The organism is Microvirga sp. 2TAF3, assembly GCF_052114965.1.
Classification (GTDB): Bacteria; Pseudomonadota; Alphaproteobacteria; order Rhizobiales; family Beijerinckiaceae; genus Microvirga.
The window spans coordinates 49,395-64,434 of sequence record NZ_JBFRFT010000006.1 but is presented as its reverse complement, the minus strand read 5'-3'; the positions used below and the strand labels follow the sequence as shown (position 1 = coordinate 64,434).

Genomic DNA, 15,040 nt, shown 5'->3' with positions numbered 1-15,040 from the left:
GGGGCTCAGGCTTTCACCCGCGCTCGCGGATGCGCCGAATCGAACGCATCCATCAACCTCGTCGCATCCACTTTCGTGTAGAGCTGCGTCGTCGAGAGCGAGGCGTGCCCTAAGAGCTCCTGGATGCCCCGCAGGTCGCCGCCGCGAGCCAGAAGATGGGTGGCGAAGGAATGGCGAAGCGCATGGGGTGTGGCGCTGTCGGGCAGGCCGAGCACACCACGCAGTTCCTCCACCGCCAGCTGGATGATGCGCGGCGAAAGCGGGCCGCCGCGTGCGCCGACGAAAAGCGGACCCTCCGGCGGCACTGAATAGGGGCAGAGGTGGAGATATTCCTCCACGGCTCGCTGAATCGCCGGGATCACCGGTACGCTGCGCATCTTGCCCCCCTTGCCGGTGACCGTGATCGAATCGGTCCCGTGAATCGGCGCATCGCGCCGTTGAAGGCCGAGCGCTTCGGAGATGCGCAGGCCCGCCCCGTAGAGAAGCGACAGCACCGCAGCGTCCCGCGCCAGGATCCAGGGCTTGCGGTTCTCGCCCGCGCGGGTCTCCGTATCCGTTACTGCGACGGCGGAAGAGGCGGAGAGGGGGCGGGGCAGATTCTTGTCCACCTTCGGCGTGCGAATCGCCGCGAAAGCGGAGGCCGTGCCATGGCCGTCACGCTCCAGGTGGCGCGCGAAGGAGCGCAGGGCCGCGAGCTGGCGCATGAGGGAGCGGCTCTGAACGGCCTCCATTCGGCGGGCAGCGAGGAAAGAGCGTATGTCGAGGGGCTTAAGGCCAAGAATACCCTTGATGCTCGGGGGCTCGCCGAGATGTCCGGTGAGAAAGGTCAGGAACTGGCGCAGATCACGGGCATAGGCCTCCACCGTCTTCGCCGAGAGACGGCGCTCTTTGGCGAGCGAAGCAAGCCAAAGCATCGCCTCCCGGCGGGTATCCTCCGCGCCGGGCAGGGCGAGATCGAGGGGCGAGGCGGGTTTCGGTGAACTCATGGCGCGAGTATCGGTGTCCTGCTGTTTCAAAAGCGTGAACACCGCGAGATACTCATCCGCCATGAAACGAACAGACGACATTCAATGACCGATTCGGCCCCAAGCCTTCCGAGCAATGCGAGCTACGCTGAGAACGCCGATATTCTGGCCGTGCGTTACGAGAACCTGACGTTCGACGATATTTACGGACCCCTGGCTGCCTTCGTGCCGGAAGGCGGGCAGGTCATCGATATCGGCGCCGGGACGGGGCGCGATGCAGCGGCGCTCGTCGCGCGGGGCTTTTCCGTCCTTGCCGTAGAGCCGACCGCCGAAATGCGGGCACATGGCCAGCGCCTGCATCCGGATCCCGCCATCACGTGGTGCGACGATCTGTTGCCGGACCTGTCCCGTGTGCGGAGGCTCGGCATCGAGGCGGACTTTATCCTCATGACGGCGGTGTGGATGCACCTCACCGAGGAGGAGCGACGCCGCGCGCTACCGAACGTCCTGTCTCTTCTCAAGCCGCGAGGGCGCCTACTGATGAGCATTCGCAAAGGACCGGTGCCGGTCGGTGCGCGCATGTTCGAGATTCCCATCGAGCCGTTCATCGAGGCGGCGAGGGGGGAGGGCCTTGAGCTTCTCCAACTGAACAGGTCCGAGGACATGCACGGGCGCCCGGGCGTGAGCTGGACCAAGCTTGCTTTTGAAAAGACAAAGCGGGCGTAAATCGTCTATCAATCGCCCCATCGTTCCTCATGCTTGTTTCCTGATGGCTCCAAAGATCGCCGATGTCCTCATTCCGCTGGCACTGGACACGGCCTACAGCTACGCCGTGCCCGATGGGCTGCCCCTCAAGGAGGGCGATGTGGTGCAGGTGCCGCTGGCGACCCGCGAGGTGGCCGGCGTGGTCTGGGGCCTGCGCGAAGGATCGGGCGCCAATTTCAAGAAGATCACGGGCCGTATCGACGCGCCGGCGCTTTCGCCGAAAATGCGCAAATTTCTCGATTGGGTCGCCTGGTACACCCTCGCGCCCAAGGGCTCGGCTCTCGCCATGGGCCTCAAGCTGGTCGACGGCGAACGACCGGAGGCCGTCCGCGTCGGGGTCCGGCTGGCAGGCGACCTCCCCAAACGCATGACGCCCGCCCGGCAGCGCGTCGTCGAGGCGGCGAGGGGCGGGCTCGTCCGTCTCAAGCGCGAGCTGGCCCAGGAGGCCGGGGTCAGCGTCGGAGTCCTCGACGGCCTGATCGACGAAGGCACGCTGGAAACCGTGGCCCTGATGGCGGAGCCCGCCGCCGAGGCACCGGATCCGGATTTCCGCCACACCGGCCTCTCGGAGGATCAGCGGGCCGCCGCCGAGACTCTCGTCGCGACCCTGGCCGAGGAGCATGCGCCCGTCACCTTGCTGGAAGGCGTCACCGGTTCCGGCAAGACGGAGGTCTATTTCGAGGCGGTGGCCGAGGCCGTGCGGCAGGGGCGGCAGGCGCTCATCCTCATGCCGGAAATCGCGCTGACGGCCCAGTTCCTCGACCGATTCGCCGCCCGCTTCGGCGTGAAGCCCGCCACCTGGCATTCGGGTGTCTCGGGCCGGAAGCGCGAGCGGCTTTATGCGGGCATCGCTTCGGGCGAAGTGAAGGTTGTGGCCGGGGCCCGCTCGGCCCTGTTCCTTCCCTATGCCGATCTCGGCCTCATCGTGGTCGATGAGGAGCATGAGGCCGCCTACAAGCAGGATGATGGCGTCCATTATCATGCCCGCGACATGGCGGTGGTGCGGGGACGGATCGAGAATGCCTCGGTCGTTCTGGCCTCCGCCACCCCCTCCATCGAGAGTCGGGTCAATGTGGAGCGCGGTCGTTATCGCCATGTGCAACTGCCCGAGCGCTTCGGTGGCCGGCAATTGCCGCAGATCCGCCCGGTGGATCTGAAGCGTGAAACCATTCTGCGTGGGCGCTGGCTCTCGCCGAGCCTGATCGGCGCCATGGAGGAAAATCTGGGACGGGGCGAGCAGGTTCTGCTTTTCCTCAACCGTCGCGGCTATGCGCCGCTCACCCTCTGCCGAGCCTGTGCCCACCGCTACGAATGCCCCAACTGTTCCGCCTGGCTCGTGGAGCACCGCTTCCGGCGGTCCCTGGTCTGTCACCATTGCGGCCATGTGGAACGCACGCCGCAGGCCTGCATCTCCTGCGGCAGCGTCGATTCGCTCACCTCCTGCGGTCCGGGCGTCGAGCGAATTGCCGAGGAGGTCGCCGAACTGTTCCCGAACAAGCGCGGCATCGTACTCTCCAGTGACTTCCCCGGCGGCACGGAGCGTCTGCGGCGGGAACTCGCCGCCATCGCGGACGGCGAATTCGACATCGTGATCGGCACTCAGCTCGTCGCGAAAGGGCACAATTTCCCGCTCATGACCCTGGTCGGCGTGCTAGACGCGGATATCGGCCTCACTTCCGGCGATCCCCGCGCGGCGGAGCGTACCTTCCAACTGCTCCAACAGGTTACGGGGCGCGCCGGGCGCGGCGAAAAGCCCGGCCGCGCGCTGGTCCAAACCTGGCAACCGGACCATCCGGTCATTGCGGCCCTGGTCTCGGGTGATGCCGAACGCTTCTACAGGGAGGAAACCCGCGTGCGCGAGATGGCAGGCCTGCCGCCGTTTGGCCGCTTGGCATCCCTTATCGTGTCGGCCGCCGAGCGAGAGGCGGCGGAAGCCCATGCCCGCGCCATGGCCAAGGTAACGGAGCCGCCGCCCGGGGTTACGGTGCTTGGCCCGGCCGAGGCGCCGCTCGCCCTGATCCGGGGACGCTACCGCTACCGGCTCCTGGTGAAGACGGAGCGCGAGGTCGATCTCCAGGCTTATCTGCGCGCCTGGATGGCGCGATGCCCGAAAGTGCGCGGCAATACTCGCGTCACCATCGATGTGGATCCGCAGAGCTTTTTATGACGATGAAACGACAAGACGATAACAAGACGATAAAAGGGGCACCATGACCAAGATTGTTCACTGCATCCGCCACGGCCAATCCACCTTCAACGCCCATTTCGCTGAAACCGGGCTCGATCCGATGCATCCCGATGCACCCCTGACCGAGCTTGGCCGCCGGCAGGTCGCGGAGCGGGCTCCCGAGTTGCGTGTCCATTCCTATGAGCTGGTCGTAACCTCGCCTCTGACCCGGGCCATCCAGACCACCCTCGGGCTGTTCGGCGATCATCCCGCATCGCCGCCGATCCATGTGGAATGCCTGCATCGGGAATATCTCGAGAGCAGCTGCGATGTCGGACGGGCGCCCGGCTTTCTGGCTCAGGATTTTCCGAATCTCTCCTTCGGGCACCTGAACGAGATCTGGTGGCACAATGACGGCGAGCCCGACGAGCGAGGTTTCGTGACCGAACCGACAGCAATCTTGGCCGAGCGGGTCGGACAATTCCGCAACTGGCTTGCTGCCCGGCCGGAGAGTCTCATCGCCGTCGTCGGTCATGGGACTTTCTTCTCCCATCTCACGGGACAACAGCTGCGGAACTGCGAGGTTGCAATCCTGGAACTCTAAGGCCGCCGCCCCTCGGCGGAGCCGGTAGGAGCCTAGATCGGAGACTCTTGGCCCGCCTCGCCTTGCGCCTGCGAAAAACCCATGCTAGTGCACCCCTGCCTAGCGGGCGGAGAGACCTCCCCCCTGGCTCATTTCCACCGACCTGACGGGTTTCCCGAGAGCCTTCCGAGACTCTGCCGGTCCGAAACCCGTAAGACTTGAGAGAGACGATTCAAGTGGCGCAAAGCGGTTCGCAAGAAGGACCCCTCCTGTCGGGCGTGGCGCAACGCTATGCCTCGGCGCTGTTCGAGCTCGCTCAGGAAGCGAATTCCGTGGACGCCGTCGCCGGCGATCTCGACCGCTTCGGACGGCTGATTCAAGAGAGCGCCGATCTGCAGCGCCTGATCCGCAACCCCGTCTTCACGGCGGAAGAGCAGGCCGGCGCGATCGGCGCCATCCTCGACAAGACCGGCATTTCGGGTCTTGCCGGCAATTTCATCCGCTTGGTGGCCTCCAAGCGTCGCCTTTTCGCTCTGCCCGACATGATCCGCGCCTATCGCGAACTCGTGGCCGATGCGAAGGGCATCGTCCGGGCCCAGGTCATGCTGGCGGAGCAGCCTTCCGACAAGGTGATGAACGAAATCAAGGCGGCGCTGCGCGACGTCGCCAAGGCTGACGTCGCCCTCGACGTCAAGATCGACCCGAGCCTCATCGGCGGCCTCATCGTAAAGATGGGTTCCCGCATGGTGGATGCCTCGGTGCGCACCAAACTCAATTCCATTCGTCTAGCGATGAAAGAGGTCCGCTGATGGACATTCGAGCCGCTGAGATCTCCGCGATCCTCAAAGAGCAGATCAAGAACTTCGGTACCGAGGCTGAAGTCACCGAAGTCGGTCAGGTCCTGTCCGTCGGCGACGGCATCGCCCGCTGCTATGGTCTGGACAACGTTCAGGCCGGCGAATTGGTCGAGTTCGAGAGCGGCGTGCGTGGCATGACGCTCAACCTCGAATCCGACAATGTCGGCATCGTGATCTTCGGCTCCGATCGCGAGATCGCCGAAGGCCAGACCGTGAAGCGCACCGGCGCCATCGTGGACGTGCCGGTCGGCAAGGGCCTGCTCGGCCGCGTCGTCGACGCGCTCGGCAACCCCATCGACGGCAAGGGCCCGATCCAGGCGACCGAGCGCCGCCGCGTGGACGTGAAGGCCCCGGGCATCATTCCGCGCAAGTCGGTGCACGAGCCGATGGCGACGGGCCTCAAGTCCATCGACGCCCTCATCCCGGTCGGCCGCGGCCAGCGCGAGTTGATCATCGGCGACCGCCAGACCGGAAAGACCGCGATCGCCCTCGACACGATCCTCAACCAGAAGCCGCTCAACCAGGGCAACGACGAGTCGCAGAAGCTGTACTGCGTTTACGTCGCCATCGGCCAGAAGCGCTCGACGGTCGCGCAGTTCGTGAAGGTGCTGGAAGAGAACGGCGCGCTGGAATACTCGATCATCGTCGCCGCGACCGCTTCCGATCCGGCCCCGATGCAGTATCTGGCGCCGTTCGCCGGCTGCGCCATGGGCGAGTACTTCCGCGACAACGGCATGCATGCCGTGATCACCTATGACGATCTGTCCAAGCAGGCCGTCGCCTATCGCCAGATGTCGCTTCTGCTCCGCCGTCCGCCGGGCCGCGAGGCTTATCCGGGCGACGTGTTCTATCTCCACTCGCGTCTTCTCGAGCGCGCCGCGAAGCTCAACGATTCGCAGGGTGCGGGTTCGCTGACCGCTCTGCCGGTCATCGAGACGCAGGCCAACGACGTGTCGGCCTATATCCCGACCAACGTGATTTCGATCACCGACGGCCAGATCTTCCTTGAGACGGACCTGTTCTACCAGGGCATCCGTCCGGCGGTGAACGTCGGTCTCTCCGTGTCCCGCGTGGGCTCGGCCGCCCAGACGAAGGCGATGAAGAAGGTCGCCGGCAAGATCAAGGGCGAGCTGGCGCAGTACCGCGAAATGGCGGCCTTCGCTCAGTTCGGCTCGGACCTCGACGCCACGACCCAGCGCCTGCTCAACCGCGGCTCGCGCCTCACCGAGCTTCTGAAGCAGCCGCAGTTCTCGCCGCTGAAGATGGAAGAACAGGTGGCGGTGATCTATGCCGGCGTGAACGGCTATCTCGACGCGCTGCCGCTCAACCGTGTCCGCGCCTTCGAAGACGGCCTGCTCGGCACTCTGCGCAGCAAGCATGCCGACATTCTGGAGGCGATCCGTTCCAGCAAGGATCTGACGAGCGATACGGAAGCGAAGCTCAAGGACGTCGTCCAGTCCTTCGCCAAGTCGTTCTCCTAAAAGATCGAACCGGGTTTCCGGAGAGGATAGGGCCGCTCGATGCCGAGCTTGAAAGACCTTCGTAACCGCATCGCCTCGGTGAAGGCGACGCAGAAGATCACCAAGGCCATGCAGATGGTGGCCGCTGCGAAGCTGCGCCGCGCGCAGACAGCGGCGGAAGCCGCGCGTCCTTATGCGGAGCGCATGGCCGTGGTTCTCGGCAACCTCGCGTCCGGCATTACTGTCGGGCCCGAGACGCCGCGTCTTCTGGCCGGCACCGGCTCCGACCGGGTGCATCTCCTGATCGTCTGCACGGCCGAGCGCGGCCTGTGCGGCGCGTTCAACTCCTCCATCGCCCGTCTGGCCCGCGACCATGCCAACCGGCTGATGGCGGAAGGCAAAACCGTGAAGATCATCTGCGTGGGCAAGAAGGGCTACGATATTCTTCGTCGCCAGTTCGGCCAGCAGATCATCGATCTCATCGATCTGCGTTCGGTGCGCCAGCTCGGCTTCGAGCAGGCCGACCAGATTGCTCAGAAGGTGCTCGCACTCTTCGAGCAGGGTGAGTACGATGTGGCGACCCTGTTCTACTCGCGCTTCCGCTCGGTGATCGCCCAGATCCCGACGGCGCATCAGATCGTGCCGGCCCAGATCGAGTCCGGGGCCTCCTCGGCCGCTGATGCCGTCTACGATTACGAACCCGATGAGGGCGAGATCCTGACGGCGCTGCTGCCGCGGAACCTGACCGTGCAGATCTTCCGCGCGCTTCTGGAAAACGCCGCATCCGAGCAGGGCGCGCGCATGAGCGCCATGGACAATGCGACCCGCAACGCGGGCGAGATGATCAAGAAGCAGACGATGACCTACAACCGGTCGCGTCAGGCGATGATCACCAAGGAACTGATCGAAATCATTTCGGGCGCCGAGGCGCTCTGACGACATCCGAGAGGAGCCAATCATGGCCAACACCGCCAACAAAGCCGGCAAGCCGACCGGCCACATCACGCAGGTCATCGGCGCCGTCGTCGACGTGAAGTTCGAAGGCCACCTGCCGGAAATCCTGAACGCGCTGGAAACCACCAACCAGGGCAATCGTCTGGTGCTTGAAGTGGCCCAGCAGCTCGGCGAGAACACCGTCCGCTGCATCGCCATGGACACCTCCGAGGGTCTGGTCCGCGGCCAGCCCGTCACCGATACCGGCGCGCCGATCTCGGTGCCCGTCGGCGCCGGTACGCTCGGCCGCATCATGAACGTCATCGGCGAGCCGGTCGACGAAGCCGGCCCCATACCGTCGGAAGGCACCCGTGCCATCCACCAGCCGGCCCCGTCCTATGCGGAGCAGGCGACGGAAGCGCAGATCCTCGTCACGGGCATCAAGGTCGTCGACCTGCTCGCGCCTTACGCCAAGGGCGGCAAGATCGGCCTGTTCGGTGGCGCCGGCGTCGGCAAGACCGTGCTGATCATGGAGCTCATCAACAACGTCGCGAAGGCGCACGGCGGCTACTCCGTGTTCGCCGGCGTCGGTGAGCGCACCCGCGAAGGCAACGATCTCTACCACGAAATGATCGAATCGGGCGTGAACAAGCTCGGCGGCGGCGAAGGCTCCAAGTGCGCCCTCGTCTACGGCCAGATGAACGAGCCCCCGGGCGCCCGTGCCCGCGTCGCGCTCACCGGCCTGACGGTCGCCGAGAACTTCCGCGACCAGGGTCAGGACGTGCTGTTCTTCGTCGACAACATCTTCCGCTTCACGCAGGCGGGCTCCGAGGTGTCGGCGCTTCTCGGCCGTATTCCGTCGGCGGTGGGTTATCAGCCGACGCTCGCGACCGACATGGGCGCGCTGCAGGAGCGCATCACCACCACCACCAAGGGCTCGATCACCTCGGTGCAGGCCATCTACGTGCCCGCCGACGACCTGACCGATCCGGCCCCGGCCACCTCCTTCGCCCACCTCGACGCCACGACCGTGCTGTCGCGCTCGATCGCGGAAAAGGGCATCTACCCGGCCGTGGATCCGCTCGACTCGACCTCGCGCATGCTCTCCGCCGCCATCGTCGGCGAGGAGCACTACAACGTGGCCCGTCAGGTTCAGCAGATCCTTCAGCGCTATAAGTCGCTCCAGGACATCATCGCCATTCTCGGCATGGACGAGCTGTCGGAAGAGGACAAGCTGACCGTGGCCCGCGCCCGTAAGATCGAGCGCTTCCTGTCGCAGCCCTTCTTCGTGGCCGAAGTCTTCACCGGCTCGCCCGGCAAGCTCGTGGCGCTCGAAGACACCATCAAGGGCTTCAAGGGTCTCGTGAACGGCGACTACGATCACCTGCCCGAAGCTGCCTTCTACATGGTCGGCTCCATCGACGAGGCGATCGAGAAGGCCCAGCGCCTCGCTGCCGAAGCGGCGTAATTCGACAAACGAGCAGCATCCCGGATCGGGTTTCACGGTCCGGGACGCACGACGCGTAAACTCCAGAACGATCCCGGATTTCCGCCTTGCTGCGGCCCGGATGACGAGGGGCTGATATGGCGACCTTCACATTCGAACTCGTCTCTCCCGAGCGCGTGCTGTATTCGGGCGCGGTCGACGCGGTCGTCCTGCCCGCGACCGAGGGCGACATGACGGTTCTCGCCGGTCATGCGCCGATGATGACGTCCCTCAAGACCGGGTTCCTCGTCATCACCGACACGCCCGGCAACGGAAAGCGGATTCTCATCCGCGGCGGCTTCGCCGACATCAATCAGAACGGCCTCACCGTCCTTGCCGAGCGGGCGCTGCCCGCCGAGGAACTGACGCAGGAGGTTCTCGACCGCGAGATCCTTCAGGCCGAGATGCAGTACGATGCCAGCGGCGATCTGGCGACGAAGCATGCGGCCGAGTCGGCCGTCGCCCAGTTGCGGGAAGCCAAGGCGGCGTTGAACTACTGATCCGAAAGCACCCGGCCCCGAGCCGGGTTTTTCTTTTTCACGACGTAAGTAGGGCGAAAAGCCCGCCCTCAGACAGGCGCGGCCGCTGAGTCCGAGAGACGGCGCAGAATCTCCATCGCGTCCCCGACACCATCTTCCGCGATGAACAGATGATCGTGGAAATAGGCCGAGACCGGATTCACGCCGATGCGGGCCTGCGCAAGCGCGCTCGTGACGGCCGCCACAAAACCGACCGCCTCCAGCGATGAATGGATCGACAGGGTGATGCAGCGACACCGATAGATCGCCGCGAGGCCTTTCGCGCGTGCCACCGTTTGCGGCACGATCAGCGTCACGCCCTCATCCTCGCGAAAAAGCATGAGGGCGGCCGCCACAAGATCCGGCGCCGGTTTGTCGGTGGTGACGAAGACGTAAGTGTCGGGCTGGAGGACGGGCGTCATCGAGGCGATGAGCCGTTGAAGATCGGTCTCGCCCGTCATCCTCATTCTCCCATCGCGATCAGGTTCGCGTTACCGCCCGCCGCCGCCGTGTTGATTGTTACCGTCTGCTCGGTGGCGAAACGCAGCAGATAGTGCGGGCCGCCAGCTTTCGGTCCCGTGCCAGAGAGGCCATGCCCGCCGAAGGGCTGTACGCCGACGACGGCGCCGATCATGTTGCGATTGACATAGACATTGCCGACCGAAAGGCGTTCGACGATGCGGTTTACGGTGGAATCGATGCGTGAATGCACGCCAAGGGTCAGGCCGTAGCCGGTTGCATCGATGGCCTGCAGTACCTCATCGAGGCGCCCTGATTTGTAGCGCATCACATGCAGGATCGGGCCGAACACTTCTTCGGCCAGGGCGGCCGGGCGGTCCAGCTCGAAGATATGCGGCGCGACATAGGTGCCTGCATCGGGAGCGTCCCCTGCATAGTGCACCTTTGCGGAACGCTTCATGGCGCTCACATGGGCGTCGAGCCGCTCCTTCGCCTCGCTGTCGATGACGGGGCCGACATGGGTCGAAATCTCACGCGGGTCGCCGAGTTTCAATTCACGGGCATTGCCCGCAATCATCTCGATCATCTTGTCCGCCACATCCTCCTGTACGCACAGGAGCCGCAAAGCAGAGCAGCGCTGACCGGCGGAACGGAAGGCCGACATCACGACGTCGTCCGCCACTTGCTCGGGCAGTGCCGTGGCATCGACGATCATCGCATTGATGCCTCCCGTCTCGGCGATGAGCGGAACGATGGGGCCGTCCTTCGCCGCAAGGCTGCGATTGATGAGGCGCGCCACATCCGTCGAGCCGGTGAAGACGACACCCGCCACATCGCGATGCTCGACAAGTCGCGCGCCGACGCGTCCGTCACCGGGGACGAGATGCAGCGCGGATACGGGAACGCCGGCCTCGTGCAAAATCTTTACGGCAAGCGCTGCGATCAGCGGCGTCTGCTCCGCCGGCTTGGCGACGACGGCGTTGCCTGCCATCAGGGCCGCCGCCACCTGTCCGAGGAAAATGGCAAGCGGGAAGTTCCAGGGCGAGATCGCGACGAACACGCCGCGCCCGCGCAGGCGAAGAACATTGCTCTCTCCCGTCGGTCCGGGCATCGTTTCGCCGGAGCCGAACAGCGCGCGTCCCTGCGCGGCATAGTAGCGGCAGAAATCAACAGCCTCGCGCACCTCCGACAGGGCGTCGTCAAGGGTCTTGCCGGCTTCCGTCTGAAGCAGATGAAGCAGCGCGCCGCGGCGCGCTTCGAGCAGGTCGGCCGCGCGCATCAGGGCTTGCGCCCGAACCTCCGCATCCGTTTGGCTCCAAGTGGCAAAACCCGCCTGAGCCGCAACGATGGCCTTGTCTGCCACCTCGGGCGACGCCTCGCCGACTTGCCCGGCGATGGTGGTGCCGTCGATGGGGCTGACGACCGGACGCTTCTGCCCCCCGACAACCTTCCCGTTGATGATGGGCTCGGCGTCATAGGTTTGTTGCGCACTCTTCGCAATCTCTTCGAGCAGCGCGTCGAGTGCGGTCCTGTTGCCGAACTCCACACCCTTCGAATTGGGCCGGCCCGGACCGTAGAGATCGCGAGGCAGGGGCAGCTTCGGATGGCGCGCCTTGTCGGGCGAAACGATAATGTCCGCCGGCCGCTTCAGGAGAGCCTCCACGGGGACTGCTTCATCTGCCGCTACCGATACGAAGGAGGAGTTGGCGCCGTTCTCAAGCAGGCGCCGCACAAGATAGGCGAGCAGATCGCGGTGGCCACCGACGGGTGCGTAAGTCCGGCAGGCCAATCCCGGCTCGTCTTCAAGAAGGCGCGCGTAGAGTGCCTCGCCCATACCATGCAGGCGCTGGAATTCGTAGCCCTCCGTTCCGCCCGCCCGCTCGATGATCGAGGCTACGGTGAGCGCGTTGTGGGTGGCGAATTGAGGATAGATGCGCGGGCGAAGGGCAAGCAACTTTTCCGCGCTGGCGACATAGTTGAGATCGGTCATCGCCTTACGGGTGAAGACCGGATAATCGTCGAGCCCACGCTCCTGGGCGCGCTTCACCTCCGTGTCCCAATAGGCGCCTTTGACGAGGCGCACCATCATGCGTCGGTCATGGCGTTCGGCCATGGCAGCGATGGCATCGATCACGGCGCCCGCGCGCTTCTGATAGCCCTGGATGGCGAGGCCGAAACCGTTCCAATCGGCGAGCGACGGATCGGCGATCACTGCCTCGATCACCTCCAGAGACAACTCAAGCCGGTCCGCCTCCTCCGCATCGACAGTGAAGTTGAGGTCATAGGCCTTGGCTTTCTGCGCCAGTTCGATGACGAGCGGCACCAGCTCGCGCATCACCCGCTCGCGGCTGGTCGCTTCATAGCGCGGATGGAGCGCGGAGAGCTTGACCGAGATGCCGGGGCGGTTCGGCAATGGCTCGTTGCCGGCTGAAGCGCCGATGGCCTCGATGGCTGAAGCATAAGAGTCGAAATAGCGTCGCGCGTCGTCTGCCGTGCGCGCGCCTTCGCCGAGCATGTCGAAGGAATAGCGATAGAGCCGGCCCTTGCTGGAGCTGGCGCGCTTCAGGGCTTCTTCGATGGTCTGGCCCAGCACGAAATGACTGCCCATCACCCGCATGGCCTGGCGTGTTGCCGTGCGCACGGCGGGGAGGCCGAGGCGCTTAGTGAGCTGACGCAGGATACCCTCCGGCGTCTCGCCGGGCTGGATGATGCGCGCCGTGATGCCGAGCGCCCAGGCGGAGGCCGAGACCAGAAAGGAATCGGACTTCGCCTCATGTCCGGCGAAATCCGCCTGTCCGAGCTTGTCCTCGATGAGGCGGTCGGCCGTCGCGGAATCGGGCACCCGCAGCAGAGCCTCGGCCAGCACCATGAGGGCAAGGCCTTCCTTGGTGGAGAGCGCGTATTCGCGCAGCATCTCTTCGACGCCGCCGAGCCCGTTGCCCTTGGCGCGGATCGCCTCGATCAGCCGTTTTGCCCGCTGATCCACCCGGCGCTCCCGCTCCGGCGACAGCCGGGATCCGGCGAGAAGCCGGGTGGCGATAGCCTTGTCATCCTCCGCATAGGGTGGATTAAAGGGCAGGACAGAGGTGGCGACTTGGATCATGGCGTTCTCCCGAGGATGGCTGAAATATAGGAGGCGTCGCAGCGTGTTTCGATGGCGATTTCCGGAGCTTGGCCGTAGAATATCCGGACAGATAACGAAAAGGCCGTGATAATGACGGAAATCGACCGGATCGATCGAAAGATCCTGAAATGCCTTCAGAACGATGGCCGCATCGCGACCGTCGATCTCGCCGAGAAGGTCGGCCTGTCGCCCACCTCCACGAGCGAGCGCATGAAGCGGCTGCAGCGGGAGGGCTATATCGCCGGCTTTGGCGCGCGGCTCGATCCGCATCGGCTCGGTCTTGAGCTTCTGGTCTTCGTCGAGGTCTCCCTCGACAAGACGACGCCGGATGTGTTCGAGAAATTCGCAGAGGCCGTCCGGAGCGCGCCGGAGGTGCTGGAGTGCCACATGGTGGCGGGCGGATTCGACTACCTGATCAAGACCCGCGTCGCCGACATGGCCGCCTATCGCCGCTTCCTCGGCGAGATTCTGCTGGCGCTCCCGGGCGTCAAGGAGACCCGCACCTATGCGGTGATGGAGGAGGTGAAGAGCGATGGCCTGCTGCCGGTCTAGAGCATCGGACCCAAAAGTGGACTCCACTTTTTGGGAATCAATCCGATTGCTCAGCTTTTGAGACCGGCGCATCGTCGGTGCGAACTGAAGGTCCGCGTCAGCGAAAAATCGGGTCCACTTTTCCGCACGATGCGCGAAGGGGACTCTTCCGAGCCCCCTTCGCTTCAGTTAGCGGGCCGCCTGCCCGGGGATTTCCTCACCGTTTCGCGTCTTCCACAGGCTCCATACGACACCGGCGGTAAGAATGCCGAAGGTGGCGCCGAGCGAGATGGCAGGCGGGATCTTGTCGAGACCGAGGAGGTCGGCCAGGAAGATCTTGGAGCCGATGAAGATCAGCACCACGGCCAGGGCGAGCTTGAGATAGTGGAAGCGGTGCACCATTGCGGCGAGCGCGAAGTAGAGGGCGCGCAGGCCGAGGATCGCGAAGATGTTCGACGTGTAGACGATGAAGGGATCGGTGGTGATGGCGAAGATCGCCGGCACCGAATCGACAGCGAACACCACATCGGCGATCTCGATGAGCACGAGCGCCAGGAATAGCGGCGTCATGAACCAGACGAGCCTGCCGCTTGCCGGATGAGGCTTCTTCACGAAAAAGCGTTCGCCGTGATGCTCGTCGGTGACGTTGAAACGGGTGCGCATGAAGCGCAGCACCGGATTCTGGGCGATGTCGTATTCCTTGTCAGAGAACACAAGCATCTTCACGCCGGTGCCGATGAGGAACAGGGCGAAGATATAGAGGACCCAGGAAAACTGCGAGATGACGGCGGCGCCGAATCCGATCATCAGCGCGCGTAGCACGAGGACGCCGAGAATGCCCCAGAACAGCACCCGGTGCTGGTAGAGCCGCGGCACGGCGAAGAAACCGAAGATCATCGCGATGACGAACACGTTGTCCATCGCAAGGGCCTTCTCGACGGCGAAGCCGGTCAGATAGTTCAGGCCGGGCTCCGGCCCGAGATACCACCAGACGAAGGCACCGAAGAGGAGACCGAGCGCGATGTAGAAGGCGCTCATCAGAAGGCTCTCGCGCACACCGATCTCCCGGTTCTTGCGATGAAGCACCCCGAGATCGAGAACGAGCAGAGAAACGACAACTCCAAGAAAGGCAAGCCACATCCAAAGAGGCTTGCCGAGCCAGCTTATCAGCAGGACTTCGAGCATGACCGAA

At 64.5% G+C, this 15,040-nt stretch carries 13 protein-coding genes; 9 read left to right on the top strand and 4 right to left on the bottom strand.

Annotated features, from left to right (window positions below):
- Nucleotides 1–5 precede the first annotated feature (5 nt).
- A complete protein-coding gene (locus AB4Y97_RS08125; RefSeq protein WP_441998702.1) occupies nt 6–986 on the bottom strand; it encodes a tyrosine recombinase XerC in 981 nt (326 codons plus the stop codon).
- An 84-nt stretch (nt 987–1,070) separates the two neighbouring features.
- Between AB4Y97_RS08125 and AB4Y97_RS08120 the strand changes: the two genes are divergently transcribed.
- From AB4Y97_RS08120 to AB4Y97_RS08085, 8 genes are all read left to right on the top strand, one after another.
- Nucleotides 1,071–1,691: a class I SAM-dependent methyltransferase gene (locus tag AB4Y97_RS08120; protein ID WP_441998519.1), complete on the top strand. Its 621-nt coding sequence runs from the start codon at nt 1,071–1,073 to the stop codon at nt 1,689–1,691.
- Between the two features lie 43 nt (nt 1,692–1,734).
- Complete coding sequence (locus tag AB4Y97_RS08115; protein ID WP_441998518.1) at nt 1,735–3,897, top strand: primosomal protein N'; 2,163 nt, start codon at nt 1,735–1,737, stop codon at nt 3,895–3,897.
- A 43-nt stretch (nt 3,898–3,940) separates the two neighbouring features.
- Entirely contained in the window at nt 3,941–4,501 is a 561-nt protein-coding gene (locus AB4Y97_RS08110) for a histidine phosphatase family protein (RefSeq protein ID WP_441998517.1), read from the top strand.
- Nucleotides 4,502–4,716: 215 nt separating this feature from the next.
- The gene (locus AB4Y97_RS08105) at nt 4,717–5,289 is read left to right on the top strand and encodes a F0F1 ATP synthase subunit delta (RefSeq protein ID WP_441998516.1); all 573 of its coding nucleotides are present in this window, start codon (nt 4,717–4,719) and stop codon (nt 5,287–5,289) included.
- Nucleotides 5,289–6,818 carry a F0F1 ATP synthase subunit alpha gene (gene atpA, locus AB4Y97_RS08100; RefSeq protein ID WP_441998515.1) on the top strand — a complete coding sequence of 510 codons (1,530 nt, stop codon included), beginning with the start codon at nt 5,289–5,291 and terminating at the stop codon, nt 6,816–6,818. Before AB4Y97_RS08105 ends, atpA begins: the two co-directional genes overlap by 1 nt.
- A gap of 39 nt (nt 6,819–6,857) precedes the next feature.
- Nucleotides 6,858–7,733 carry a F0F1 ATP synthase subunit gamma gene (locus AB4Y97_RS08095; RefSeq protein ID WP_441998514.1) on the top strand — a complete coding sequence of 292 codons (876 nt, stop codon included), beginning with the start codon at nt 6,858–6,860 and terminating at the stop codon, nt 7,731–7,733.
- 22 nt (nt 7,734–7,755) lie between these two features.
- Nucleotides 7,756–9,198, top strand: coding sequence for a F0F1 ATP synthase subunit beta (atpD, locus tag AB4Y97_RS08090; RefSeq protein ID WP_441998513.1), 1,443 nt, complete (start codon nt 7,756–7,758; stop codon nt 9,196–9,198).
- 116 nt (nt 9,199–9,314) lie between these two features.
- Nucleotides 9,315–9,716 carry a F0F1 ATP synthase subunit epsilon gene (locus AB4Y97_RS08085; RefSeq protein WP_441998512.1) on the top strand — a complete coding sequence of 134 codons (402 nt, stop codon included), beginning with the start codon at nt 9,315–9,317 and terminating at the stop codon, nt 9,714–9,716.
- 68 nt (nt 9,717–9,784) lie between these two features.
- On the opposite strand, the gene AB4Y97_RS08080 is transcribed toward AB4Y97_RS08085, so the two are convergent.
- Nucleotides 9,785–10,195, bottom strand: coding sequence for an ACT domain-containing protein (locus AB4Y97_RS08080; protein ID WP_441998511.1), 411 nt, complete (start codon nt 10,193–10,195; stop codon nt 9,785–9,787).
- Between the two features lie 2 nt (nt 10,196–10,197).
- Nucleotides 10,198–13,296: a bifunctional proline dehydrogenase/L-glutamate gamma-semialdehyde dehydrogenase PutA gene (gene putA, locus AB4Y97_RS08075; protein ID WP_441998510.1), complete on the bottom strand. Its 3,099-nt coding sequence runs from the start codon at nt 13,294–13,296 to the stop codon at nt 10,198–10,200.
- A gap of 111 nt (nt 13,297–13,407) precedes the next feature.
- On the opposite strand from putA, the gene AB4Y97_RS08070 reads away from it, so the two are divergent.
- Nucleotides 13,408–13,869, top strand: a complete 462-nt coding sequence (locus AB4Y97_RS08070; protein WP_441998509.1) for an Lrp/AsnC ligand binding domain-containing protein — start codon at nt 13,408–13,410, stop codon at nt 13,867–13,869.
- A 168-nt stretch (nt 13,870–14,037) separates the two neighbouring features.
- Here the strand turns inward: AB4Y97_RS08070 and AB4Y97_RS08065 are convergent, their stop codons facing one another.
- Nucleotides 14,038–15,033, bottom strand: coding sequence for a TerC family protein (locus AB4Y97_RS08065; RefSeq protein ID WP_441998508.1), 996 nt, complete (start codon nt 15,031–15,033; stop codon nt 14,038–14,040).
- Nucleotides 15,034–15,040: the final 7 nt, after the last annotated feature.

Coding starts and splice junctions, on each gene's coding strand:
- AB4Y97_RS08125 (WP_441998702.1), bottom strand. CDS start 986: ATGAGTTCACCGAAACCCGCCTCGCCCCTCGATCTCGCCCTGCCCGGC.
- AB4Y97_RS08120 (WP_441998519.1), top strand. CDS start 1,071: ATGACCGATTCGGCCCCAAGCCTTCCGAGCAATGCGAGCTACGCTGAG.
- AB4Y97_RS08115 (WP_441998518.1), top strand. CDS start 1,735: ATGGCTCCAAAGATCGCCGATGTCCTCATTCCGCTGGCACTGGACACG.
- AB4Y97_RS08110 (WP_441998517.1), top strand. CDS start 3,941: ATGACCAAGATTGTTCACTGCATCCGCCACGGCCAATCCACCTTCAAC.
- atpA (WP_441998515.1), top strand. CDS start 5,289: ATGGACATTCGAGCCGCTGAGATCTCCGCGATCCTCAAAGAGCAGATC.
- AB4Y97_RS08095 (WP_441998514.1), top strand. CDS start 6,858: ATGCCGAGCTTGAAAGACCTTCGTAACCGCATCGCCTCGGTGAAGGCG.
- atpD (WP_441998513.1), top strand. CDS start 7,756: ATGGCCAACACCGCCAACAAAGCCGGCAAGCCGACCGGCCACATCACG.
- AB4Y97_RS08085 (WP_441998512.1), top strand. CDS start 9,315: ATGGCGACCTTCACATTCGAACTCGTCTCTCCCGAGCGCGTGCTGTAT.
- AB4Y97_RS08080 (WP_441998511.1), bottom strand. CDS start 10,195: ATGACGGGCGAGACCGATCTTCAACGGCTCATCGCCTCGATGACGCCC.
- putA (WP_441998510.1), bottom strand. CDS start 13,296: ATGATCCAAGTCGCCACCTCTGTCCTGCCCTTTAATCCACCCTATGCG.
- AB4Y97_RS08070 (WP_441998509.1), top strand. CDS start 13,408: ATGACGGAAATCGACCGGATCGATCGAAAGATCCTGAAATGCCTTCAG.
- AB4Y97_RS08065 (WP_441998508.1), bottom strand. CDS start 15,033: ATGCTCGAAGTCCTGCTGATAAGCTGGCTCGGCAAGCCTCTTTGGATG.